We start from the raw sequence: 11586 nt of genomic DNA on the forward strand, positions 1-11586 counted from the left end.
AATTTTTAATTGAATTAGAAAAATAGTAAAAAATCATAAAATAAATTGTACTTTGTATGATAATATCTATCTAGTGCGTATTTTTATATGCAATATTTAGATGAGGAGGCTCATGCATCGTGAGTACAAAGTAACAATCAAACAACAAATTGATTTTAGCTATTGTGTTAAGTGTGTTAACGTATTGGCTTTTTGCCCAATCGTTTATTAATATATCTACACAGGTTCAAAATACCTACCAAACAACACCAGGTGTTGTTAACTTATCTGTCAGTTTAGCATCATTTGCTACTGGTATTTTTATGGTAGGTGCAGGTGATGTTTCTGATAAAATAGGAAAACTAAAAATGACTTATATTGGTATCATTTTTAGTATTTTAGGCTCATTACTCATTATTGTATCTAGTGTGACAGCGTTCTTATTGGTAGGACGTATGCTGCAAGGACTTTCTGCGGCTATTTTACTTCCTTCTACTGTAGGCGTGATAAATGAGCAATTTAAAGGTAAAGAAATGCGTAGAGCATTTAGCTACTTGATGATTGGTAGTGTTGGTGGTATCGGTTTAGCATCGATGGTTGGTGGATTGATAGCTACATATGTCAATTGGCAATCTAACTTTATCATCTCTATTATTATTTCAATTATCGCATTTTGGTTATTGTGGGGAACAGAAGAAGTAGAAAAAGAAAAAATTGACACAAGACCATTTGATTATATTGGGATGTTTTTATTTGCAGTTTTAATAGGAAGTATTACTTTATTTGCTACACAAGGATTTGAACAAGGATGGTTCAGCACCTTTTCAATTACGTGTCTTGTAATTTTTGTACTTTCTACAGTTGTCTTTATATTCTTTGAAAGACAAAAACATGCACCATTCATTGATTTTTCACTATTTCGAAACCGTGGATTTGTGGGTTCTTCAATGATCAATGTTGTACTCAATTCTGGCGTAGGTACAACAACAGTATTTAATATGTATGCGCAGACAGAGTTAGGGTTAAATGCCTTTCAAGCAGGTCTTGTGACTGTACCTTATGTCATTATGGCAGTTGTGATGATCCGTTTAGGAGAAAAATTATCCTTACGCTTTGGTGGTAAGCCACTGTTATTAGTAGGACCATTATTTCCAGCAATAGGAATTATGTTTATTAGTTTAACTGTATTACCAACAGATTGGTACGTAGGCATTGTCGTGTTTGGCTTTGTCATTTGTGCTATAGGAAATGGTTTATGTGCTACACCAGGAATTACAGTTGCAATTTTAACCATACCTGATGAAAAAGTTGGTTTAGCTTCAGGTATCTACAAAATGTGTGCAACACTAGGTGGCGCGCTAGGAATTGCGCTTAACACAACTATTTTTGCAGCAGTACAAGTCAACCATAGTGCTAGTGTAGCTGCAACTACTTCATTTTTAACAGGTTTATCAATTATGGTTATTGGTGTGATTCTGACTCAAATCATTATACCTAAAAATATAAAAGCTTAAGCATTTATTTATAAATGATACTGTGCTATAAATTTCATATTTAAAAGGCACCTTGTCAAATAGACAGTAAAAAATAAAATGTTTATGAGTCTGGTACATAAATCCCAGAAAAAGCACTCAGATGATTTAATTCATCTGAGTGCTTCTTTTTAATTCAATACTTCGTATTGTTGGCTCGCTTTCTTAGGGGACAGCTTCAGCCTGTAGTCTTCAGCTTGTCCTGTTCCCTCAAGAGTCTCGCCAAAATACGTCCCATTTGCCCAAGAACTTTATGTCTCTGGCTAATTTTTAATGTGCTTCGTTTTTTATTAAAAATGAAACTATGAACGATGTTAGAAAAGCGTTTGAATTTTATAGTTATGTTTCCGACCGGTTACGTTATATTGGTGACCTCTTACGATAAAAGTACTGACAAAATAGAAGGGAATTATATAGTATAAGTAAAAAGAGGGGGCGGTACTATGGAAAGTGACGTACGAGTTCATCTGAAAATAGACGAAGTTCGCACTATAACAGAAGTAAACATCAATACTTTTGATAGAAAAACAGGTGAAAGTTTATTAGAACACATTAATAATTTCACATTTTCAAATTTAGATAAACTAGGGATTAAAACATCAGAAGGTATATTCATGATCAGTAAATCAGATATTATGTTCGCTGAAATATTTGATAAAGAAATCACAATTACGACAACAGAAAAAGAACTTACAACACGCATGTCTTTAAGTACATTACAACATAAATTGGCCGGAGCTTTCTTTATACAAATATCTAAATCATCAATTATTAATGTTCATTTTATAAAGAAAGTTAACCCATCATTCTCAGGTAATCTAATAGCTACACTTACGAATGGTAAAAAAGTGTCTATATCTCGAAGATACGTCAAAAATTTAAATAAAGCATTAGGCATATAACATATAAGGAGAGGATTATAATGAAAAGAATCTTAAAAGAAATGTTACAAGGTGTTGGATTTAGCAGTAGCATTACGATTATATTTCTCGCAGCTAATCATATGAGCATTGGTTTTGGTGATGTAATAGGAATATATTTCTTTGGAGCCGTTTGTGGTTTATTATCTAGTATTTATGTAGTAGATAATATACCTTTATTACTGCAATTATTCATTCATTTAAGTGGTAGTGTTATTTCATTTATTGCTGTAGCTTATCTTAATCATTGGTTACCAATGGAGGTTTCCACAGTAGTTTCATCAATTACTATATTTGTGATTATTTTTCTAATATTATGGTTTATATTTTTTATTAATAATATAAAACACAGTAAAAAAGTTAACGCTAAACTAAAAAACTAAAATAGAATTTGGCACAAAAGCATGGGTGTAAAATTCAAAAGAAAATAGCAATATAATCATTTTCGCTTACAGTACAGCACATCCGAATGATACAAAGATACCATAAAAATAATTAGTATTTTTCAATAATCTCTTGCTTGATATCGCACTCTAAGGTTTATGGTTGGAATATATTTAAAGGAGGTTATATAATATGGGTAAATTTAATAGTCTACAGGACAAAGTTGTAGTTATTGCTGGTGGTGCTAAGAACCTTGGTGGTTTATTAAGTACTACTTACGCTAAAGAAGGAGCCAAATTAGTAATCCATCACCATGATGAAAAATCTTTAGATGATGCAAAAGCGACACTTACAAAAGTTGAAAACTTAGGCGGAGAAGGTACATTATTTTCTGGTGATTTGACAAACGTTAATAATGTCCAAGCTTTATTTCAACATGCTGAAGAGACATTTGGAAAAGTTGATATTGCAATAAATACTGTTGGTAAAGTGCTTAAAAAACCTATTTCAGAAACGACTGAAGAAGAATTTGATAGTATGGCAGACATCAACGCGAAATCAGCTTATTTCTTTATTAAATATGCTGAAAAATCTATGAATGATAATGGTAAAATCATCACTTTAGCCACTGCATTGCTTGCTGCATACACAGGCTTTTATTCAACTTATGCTGGAGGCAAATCGCCTGTTGAGCATTATACACGTGCAGCATCATCAGAGTTTATGGATAGAGGCATTTCAGTAAACGCGGTCGCTCCTGGACCAATGGATACGCCATTCTTCTACCCACAAGAAAGCGAAGATGCTGTAGCATTCCATAAATCTCAAGCGCTTCATAACCAACTTACAAAAATAGAAGACATCGCGCCAATTATTATTTTCTTAACTTTAGATGGATGGTGGATCAACGGACAAACATTATTTGCTAACGGCGGTTATACGACACGCTAGTTTACTTATTAATCATGAGGAGGTCATTTTGATATGAATTACTTTTTAGCAATATTTAAAGGGAAAGAAACAGATATCAAAATTATTACAGAAACAAAGGTAATAGATGAAAAAAGTGTATCTGTGCCAAGTCATAATTACGTTAAATCATTAGCTGAAGAGATTATTGAGCTATCGCATCAAAATAATTTATTCCATAATGATATTAAAGGCATTGGTTTAAATATAGATGATCCTGAACACATTGGTTATAATAGTGTGGAGTCATTAAAGAACGATATGACATCGACATTTGGATTTGAAGCTATCATTGATAATGACTATGAAGATTTACTGGTTCAACTTATGAAATAGACAAAAAGGTGACTTTATAAAGTCACCTTTTTTTAGGAGGTAAATTATGCAAGTAAAACAAGTTGCCGATAACTTAGGCATCAGTGAACATACCATTCGATATTATGATAAAGCAGGACTTTTTCCATTTGTTCAGAGAAATAAGAATGGTTATAGAGATTTTTCAGAAGAAGATTTATATTGGATTGAATTTATAAAATGTATGCGTCAGACACATATGCCCATATCAACGTTAAAAGAAATTGCGGAGTTATATCATCAAGGAAGTGACACAAAAACGAAGCGAAAAAATATATTTTTGGAACATCAAAAAAATTTAATTGAACAAAAAAAGATTATAGATCAAGGACTTCAAACTCTAGAAAAAAAATTTAAATTGTTGGAGAATGAATAGATAAAAGTACAGTACAAGAGAGAAAATCTATACGATAAAAAAGAATCTGGGACGAATCAATGTTGTCCCAGATTCTTTTTTATCATCTTAAGACATATTTACTTTTTTGATAAACTATTTGATTTATATACCCCTCGTTCAACTATTTTCATATTTTTCTTAACCCACTTCTAAAACTGTCACAGCGGATGTTGTGCGTATTTTCACAATTCACTATAAACGTAAAATTTAAAATTTTTGCATAAATTTCAAAAATAATGGTATATTACATGTAAGGGCTTACATACATAAAGAAAGGAGATATTTATAACTCAAAACTTTAATAGTTGGATTAAACATAGATAGGAGAAACTGTATGAAAATTATTCCATTTTCAGATTTGAAAGACATCGTAAATGAAGGTGATGTTATAGCTCTGGCAGCCTTATCTACAGCAAATTTACCAGCTGAGATACTTAAAACGTTAGTCGAACAATATGATGAAGATCAATCACTTAATAATTTAACGTTCATGCTTGCAAATGATATTAGTGATTATAGAGGAGACAGTTATGATTTAGATTCATTTGTTTCAAGGGGTATGGTCAAACGATTAATCACGAGTATTATTACTGGTTCACCATTAACGATTCAAGCAATGCAAAACAATGAAATAGAGGCTTACTTCCTGCCTCAAGGTGTAATAACCACACATTATCGTGGAAGTACGGAAGCTTTTCCAGGTCCGATTACTAAAATTGGATTAAATACAAACGTGGATCCACGTTATTCAGGTGGCAAAGTCAATTCATGTACGACTGATGATTTAGTTTCTTTAATAAATATAAATGATGACACTTATTTGAACTACCGTTTTCCAGATATTGATATAGCTTTACTAAGAGGTACATATGCTGATGAAGAGGGCAATATTTACATGCAGCATGAGACACATTTAGGAGAAGGTTTTAGTTTAGCAGCAGCTACGCATAAAAATAAGGGTAAAGTCATTGTTCAAGTTAAAGAAGTGATTCAAAGTGGTCGTTTCAATCCAAATGAAGTGTTTATACCTGGTAAATTAGTAGATTATATTGTGGTGAACCGTGATCCAAAATATCATAGACAAGTGATTCAAACGTATTATGATCCGGCACTTTCAGGACATTATCAAATTACAGAGATGCGAGAACCATATATAGCATTGAACACTCGAAAAGTAATTTTGAGACGTGCTGCTCAATTTTTACTTCAAGGTGATGTCATCAGTATTGGTTTTGGCATAAATAATGAGTTATCCAATCTTTTAACTGAAGAAGGCGTTAATAATTTAGTACAGCCCAATATAGATACAGGCGTGTTTGGTGGTTTGATTAGCAGCGGAAAATATTTTGGTATGAACTATAACTTAAGTGCACGTATGAGACACGATATGACTTGGGATTTCATTTATAACGGAGGTGTTGATATAGCATTTCTAAGTTTTGCTCAAGTAGATTCCAAAGGTAATGTAAATGTCTCAAAATTTGGCAATAAAATGAATGGCTGTGGTGGATTTATCGACATAAGTCAAACGGTAAAAACAATTGTCTTTTCCGGTTCGTTAGTTGTCGGGGGTCAACTAAGTTATGAACAGCGCAAGGTAAATGTAGAACAAGAAGGTCATATACCAAAATTTATCAATGAAATTGATAATATCGATTTCAATGTTGAAAATGCGTTTTTGCTTGATCAAGAGGTGTACTTTGTCACCGAAAGGGCTGTATTTGAACTTACACAACAAGGATTAAAACTCATTGAAATAGCTCCAGGTCTTGATTTAGAGCGGGATGTTCTAGCAAATATGGAATTCAAGCCGCTCATTGCAACACATTTGAATGAAATGAATAGCGATATCTATCAAGATAAGTGGGGAGGATTGTCTGATGCAATAAAGTCGGATTATCGTATTTAAACTAAGGGGGAGAAAAATATGAACTACGACTGGATTAAAACGAGAGCGACATTTGACGATGAAAAAGCCGCAGTGATTGACCCATTCAAAGGCACAGAATGGACCTATCAAGATTTGAATATTCGTGCAGAAAATTTAGCTAATTATTTACAAGATCAAGGTGTAAAACGTGGTGATGTCGTCGGTATATTCACTCCTAATGATGTAGCATTATTAGATTTGATGTTCGCTTCATTTAAATTGGGTGCTGTATACTTGCCAATTAACTGGCGTTTGAAAACACAGGAAATAAAAAGTGTGATTGAAGATTCCAAGGTCAAACTCATTTTTTATGCTGAGAAGCATGTTTCAAGTTTAGAAGGTATTGCAGATGATTTGCTACACATGGATATTGACTCAAAAGCATACGATGAAATAGTAGATCCTTCGCAACACCGTCCATTCAATACTGTTAGTGTGGAAGGAAGCGATTTAGCGTCATTAATGTATACAAGTGGTACGACAGGGCTACCTAAAGGCGTTATGTTTTCATACGATTCTTTTGTAAATAATCCAATTAATATAGCACTGACTTATAAAATTAATTCGACATATACAACAATTGTTTCCACACCAATGTTTCATGTCTTAGGATTTAACGATTTGACACTGCCTCTATTAATGGCTGGCGGCACACTGATATTACAGCGTTACTTTAATGGCGAAGCGTTAAATGATTTAATGGCTCAGTACCAACCTAATTATTTAATTCAGATTCCAACGATGTATTACGCCATGTTAGTAGCTGAAAATTTCGATCTAAAAAACTTTGAAAGTATCGATTTCTTAATTCAAGGTGGTTCATCACCTTTACCAATGGTACAAAAGAAATTTAATAGCTTAGGCTATTCAATTATTAACGGTTATGGTTTAACTGAAGCACCGCTAGTCATGGTTAATACACCTGAGAATGGTGCACAGAAACCAGGCAGTATTGGTAAGCCGGTCATGTTTATGGATATATGTATATTTGATGATAATTTTGAAGAAGTAGAAGTTGGTGAAATTGGTGAACTTGGCGTTCGTGGTAATAATATAACACCTGGTTATTGGAACAAACCGGAAGAAACTGCAAAAACATTTCATGGCGAATATTTCTTAACAGGTGATTTAGCAAAAGTAGACGAAGATGGTGATGTCTATATTGTTGATCGTCGTAAAGAAATGATTATTACTGGTGGTGAAAATGTCTTACCTTCCGAAGTAGAAACGGTATTAGCAGAACACCCACTCGTAGCTCAAGGTGTTGTCGTTGGATATGACAGTCCTAAATATGGTGAATCAGTTGCTGCAGCAGTTGTACTTACCGAAGATGACCCGGATTTTGAAGCAAAATTAGATGCGCATATGCGTGAAAATATAGCTGGTTATAAAATACCGAGATTATATCTGAAATTGACACACATGCCATTGAATTCAACGTCAAAAGCAGACAAATTAGAACTTCAGAAATACATGAATGAGAAAGCCCAACAAGAAGCAAAAGATGTTGACGATTTGAATTAAAGTAAAATGCTGAAAAGCACAAAATTTTTTTACTATAAATGTAAGCGCTATCAAAAAATGGAGGTTTTTATTATGCCAACAAAAGAAGAAACATTAAAAGCATTGTACCCAGAAGATATTTTAAGTATTGGAAAAGATTTAACAGAAGGTGAAGTTAAATTATTAAAACAATTGAATGACATGTTAGAAGAAAAGTATCGTGATTCTGTCAATGAACATTGGTTAAATGCCACTGAGCCAGAAGATTATTTTGACGAGTTAGGTAAACTTAACTATTTTAATAATCCATTGCTTTTTGAAGGACGTGAAGGCGCTCGTACACCGAGTCAAATGTTCCAATTTTTCATGTCATATACGATTGCAAGATTTGATGTATCTTTAGCAACGTTGCTAGGTGTGCATCAAGGATTAGGACATAATTCATTCTGGTTTGGCGGTAGTAAAGAGCAACAGGCATATTACCTACCAAAGTTACAATCGCATGAATTACGTACTTGCTTTGCACTAACGGAACCAGAACATGGCTCTGATGTCGCAGGTGGATTAGAAACAACTGCAAAACGTCAAGGCGATGAATGGATTATTAATGGTGAAAAGAAATGGATTGGTGGAGCAAATGTATCAGATGTTATGCCAGTTTATGCCGTAGATGTTGAAACAGGAAAACCTAAAGGTTTCATTATTGAACCAAGCCAAGAAGGTGTAGAAATTGAACTGTTAGAACATAAAATTGCACTAAGAATCGTACCTAATGCAAAAATTCGTTTGAAGAATGTCGTTGTCAAAGAGGAACAACGCTTACAAAATATCAATAGTTTTAAAGATATAGCGAAAGTTTTATATTCAACACGTGCAGGTGTTGCATATATGGCAACAGGTGCAATGGCCGGTGCATTGAAAGCAACGACAGATTACGTAACAAAACGTAAACAATTTGGTAAAGAAATTAGTAAATTCCAACTCATTCAAGAAAAATTGGCAATGATGCAAGGAAACTTAGCACAAGCCATGGCTACATGCGCACAGCTCGCACGTATGCAGGCTAACGGTGAATACGATGAAGTAGCGACTTCAACAGCTAAAATGATGAATTCATTAAGATTAAGAGAGACTGTAGCTATGGGTCGTGGTGTTCATGGTGGTAACGGTATCTTAGCTGGAGAGTATGATATTGCTCGTTTCTTTGCGGATGCAGAAGCGATATACACATATGAAGGTACGCACGAAGTCAACGCACTGGTTATCGGCAGAGCAATTACAGGAGATTCCGCATTTATATAAAAATTTATGCTTAAATGGTTAATGAAAAAATTGGAGGGTTTAGTATGACGATAAGAAAAGCAACAGTGCTAGGTGCAGGAACAATGGGTAGTCAAATTGCTGCACTACTTGTAAATGCAGGCTTAAAAGTTAAATTATTGGATATTGTCATTGATGAAAATGATCCAAACAAAATCTCGAAAAAGGCTTATGAAGTAATAACAAATCCTAAACGTCCACAACTGTTTGATTTATCATTTGCCTCAAACTTATCATATGGTAATTTCAATGAAGATTTACAAGATGATGATGCAGATATATATATTGAGGCAGTGAAAGAAGAAGTGGACATAAAGCATCAAATTTGGGATCAAGTTAAAAAAGTAGCAAATGACGATGCAGTGTTTGCAACAAATACTTCAGGTATTCCAATTGAAGCAATTGCAGAGGTATTTGACGATAGTGATAAAGAAAGATTTTTCGGTATGCACTTCTTCAATCCACCAAGAATAATGAAATTAGTGGAAGTTATCCCAAATAAACAAACGCATTCAGAGGTTGTCGAACGGGTACAAGCTTTTGCAGAAGATGTATTAGGTAAAGGTGTAATTGTAGCAAACGATGTACCTGGATTTGTTGCCAATAGAGTCGGCACACAAACAATGAATGATATTATGTATCGAGCAGAACAACAAGGTTTCTCTATTACTGAAGTTGACGCATTAACAGGTCGCAGTATTGGTCGACCTAAAATGGGCACATATGGGTTATCTGATTTAGTAGGATTAGATATTGCTATGGCTGTGATCAAAGGATTACAAAAAATTCCAGAAGAGCAACCATTCTTCAAGGATGTAGCACTTTCTGAAAAATTAGCAAAAAATGGTGCATTAGGTAATAAAACAAAACAAGGTTTTTATAAAAAAGTAAATAAACAGCGTTATGTATATGATGATAAGCAAAATGACTATGTTGAACCTAAACACCCACAATTAGAAATTTTAGGTCGCTTTAGTAAAGATCTTGCCTCAAATTTAGATGTTATCTTTAATGCGCAAGATGATGCGGGCGTATTCTTATGGGAAACATTGCGAAATAATTTCTACTATTCAGCAGTGAATGTACCAAAAGCTGCGGAAGATTTTAAAGATATTGATCGCGCATTAGTTTGGGGCTTTAACTGGAAATTAGGACCATTCCAATTATGGGATTTAATGGGATATGAACGTGTTAAATCTCGTATGAAAGAAGAATTAGGTCAATTACCAGATTGGATTGAGCAACGCAACGAAGCATTTTATGCTGAAGGTGAATCTATTGAACGCGTAACACCAGTAACAGCTTATATCGATTCAGAGTTGTGGGATAGATCGGATTCTAATTTATCTATAGCAAATAAAGATCAACTATTATTAAAATTACAAAGTAAAAATAATGTCATTTCAAATAGCTTTTTATCTGACTTATTAGAAGCTATTGATAAGCTTGAAAATGAAGACTTTACGAGCATGGTGATTTACGCAGGCGGTAACAACTTTAGTGTAGGTGCTAATTTATATCAAATGAAGAAAGCACATGAAGACGGAAAAGTAGTTTCTGAAGTAGGTGAAGCGGTCGAACAATTACATCATGTATTTGCGAGACTGAAACATGCATTGAAACCTGTTGTAACAGCTGTTCAAGGACGTGCATTAGGCGGTGGTTGCGAACTCGTACTACATTCACCAATTGTTGTAGCGGCAAGTGAGTCTTACATTGGTCTTGTAGAAACAGGTGTAGGTTTATTGCCAGCAGGTGGCGGACTCGCAGAACTCACGGATCGCATTATGCGTACAAATCATAAAAATGATGATAAACAAGCGTCTATTACTAAAATTTTAATGCAGATTGGTTTTGCTAAAGTGTCTACAAATGCTTATGAAGCTAAGAGATATGGCTATTTAAAAGAAACAGATACGGTTATTTTAAATACCGAAAGACGTATTGAAATTGCATTGAAACGTGCGCGCTATGAATCCGAAGCAAATTATGTACCACTTCCAAAATCTCAATACATCGCTTTAGGCCGAGACTTTAAAGCCTTAGCAGAAGGTCAATTAGATGCACAGCGTGTAGGTCACTTTATTAGTGATTACGATTATGAAATAACATTGAAGGTTGCAGAAGTACTGAGTGGTGGAGATGTTCCACGTAACACCTATGTAAATCAAAGATATTTACAAAAACTTGAAAAAGAAAGATTCTTAGAATTACTTCAAAATAAAAAAACATACGATAGAATTTCTCATATGTTAGAAAAAGGAAAACCACTACGCAACTAATAATCGAACATTATAG

The 11586-nt window shown here is 34.0% G+C and carries 10 protein-coding genes; all 10 read left to right on the forward strand.

Translation table 11 applies throughout. The annotated features are described in order from the left end of the window. Window positions 1-149 precede the first annotated feature (149 nt). The 10 genes from FYJ81_RS09385 (at window position 150) to fadB (ending at window position 11570) form a co-directional block, all read left to right on the forward strand. The gene (locus FYJ81_RS09385) at window positions 150-1493 is read left to right on the forward strand and encodes an MFS transporter (RefSeq protein WP_154409596.1); all 1344 of its coding nucleotides are present in this window, start codon (window positions 150-152) and stop codon (window positions 1491-1493) included. 461 nt (window positions 1494-1954) lie between these two features. After that, entirely contained in the window at window positions 1955-2413 is a 459-nt protein-coding gene (locus tag FYJ81_RS09395) for a LytTR family DNA-binding domain-containing protein (RefSeq protein WP_107523298.1), read from the forward strand. A 20-nt stretch (window positions 2414-2433) separates the two neighbouring features. Further along, the gene (locus FYJ81_RS09400; RefSeq protein ID WP_107523297.1) at window positions 2434-2814 is read left to right on the forward strand and encodes a DUF3021 domain-containing protein; all 381 of its coding nucleotides are present in this window, start codon (window positions 2434-2436) and stop codon (window positions 2812-2814) included. A gap of 193 nt (window positions 2815-3007) precedes the next feature. Continuing rightward, complete coding sequence (locus FYJ81_RS09405) at window positions 3008-3766, forward strand: SDR family oxidoreductase (RefSeq protein WP_107386049.1); 759 nt, start codon at window positions 3008-3010, stop codon at window positions 3764-3766. 33 nt (window positions 3767-3799) lie between these two features. Then, a complete protein-coding gene (locus FYJ81_RS09410; RefSeq protein ID WP_107384172.1) occupies window positions 3800-4120 on the forward strand; it encodes a hypothetical protein in 321 nt (106 codons plus the stop codon). A 46-nt stretch (window positions 4121-4166) separates the two neighbouring features. Then, window positions 4167-4514 (forward strand): MerR family transcriptional regulator, encoded by a 348-nt coding sequence (locus FYJ81_RS09415; protein WP_107386048.1) that lies wholly within the window; start codon window positions 4167-4169, stop codon window positions 4512-4514. A 355-nt stretch (window positions 4515-4869) separates the two neighbouring features. Beyond that, complete coding sequence (fadX, locus tag FYJ81_RS09420; RefSeq protein WP_107523296.1) at window positions 4870-6444, forward strand: fatty acid degradation protein FadX; 1575 nt, start codon at window positions 4870-4872, stop codon at window positions 6442-6444. Between the two features lie 18 nt (window positions 6445-6462). Continuing rightward, on the forward strand, window positions 6463-7989 hold the full coding sequence (gene fadD, locus FYJ81_RS09425) for a long-chain-fatty-acid--CoA ligase FadD (RefSeq protein WP_107523295.1): 1527 nt from the start codon (window positions 6463-6465) through the stop codon (window positions 7987-7989). A 72-nt stretch (window positions 7990-8061) separates the two neighbouring features. Further along, the gene (gene fadE / locus FYJ81_RS09430) at window positions 8062-9270 is read left to right on the forward strand and encodes an acyl-CoA dehydrogenase FadE (RefSeq protein ID WP_019469790.1); all 1209 of its coding nucleotides are present in this window, start codon (window positions 8062-8064) and stop codon (window positions 9268-9270) included. Between the two features lie 44 nt (window positions 9271-9314). Next, the gene (gene fadB, locus FYJ81_RS09435; RefSeq protein ID WP_107504859.1) at window positions 9315-11570 is read left to right on the forward strand and encodes a 3-hydroxyacyl-CoA dehydrogenase/crotonase FadB; all 2256 of its coding nucleotides are present in this window, start codon (window positions 9315-9317) and stop codon (window positions 11568-11570) included. The last annotated feature ends 16 nt before the right edge of the window (window positions 11571-11586 follow it).

Origin of the sequence: Staphylococcus sp. McC-251-APC-3A2 (assembly GCF_009695665.1) — a bacterium.
Lineage (GTDB): Bacteria > Bacillota > Bacilli > Staphylococcales > Staphylococcaceae > Staphylococcus > Staphylococcus cohnii.

Coding starts and splice junctions, on each gene's coding strand:
- FYJ81_RS09395 (WP_107523298.1), top strand. CDS start 1,955: ATGGAAAGTGACGTACGAGTTCATCTGAAAATAGACGAAGTTCGCACT.
- FYJ81_RS09400 (WP_107523297.1), top strand. CDS start 2,434: ATGAAAAGAATCTTAAAAGAAATGTTACAAGGTGTTGGATTTAGCAGT.
- FYJ81_RS09405 (WP_107386049.1), top strand. CDS start 3,008: ATGGGTAAATTTAATAGTCTACAGGACAAAGTTGTAGTTATTGCTGGT.
- FYJ81_RS09410 (WP_107384172.1), top strand. CDS start 3,800: ATGAATTACTTTTTAGCAATATTTAAAGGGAAAGAAACAGATATCAAA.
- FYJ81_RS09415 (WP_107386048.1), top strand. CDS start 4,167: ATGCAAGTAAAACAAGTTGCCGATAACTTAGGCATCAGTGAACATACC.
- fadX (WP_107523296.1), top strand. CDS start 4,870: ATGAAAATTATTCCATTTTCAGATTTGAAAGACATCGTAAATGAAGGT.
- fadD (WP_107523295.1), top strand. CDS start 6,463: ATGAACTACGACTGGATTAAAACGAGAGCGACATTTGACGATGAAAAA.
- fadE (WP_019469790.1), top strand. CDS start 8,062: ATGCCAACAAAAGAAGAAACATTAAAAGCATTGTACCCAGAAGATATT.
- fadB (WP_107504859.1), top strand. CDS start 9,315: ATGACGATAAGAAAAGCAACAGTGCTAGGTGCAGGAACAATGGGTAGT.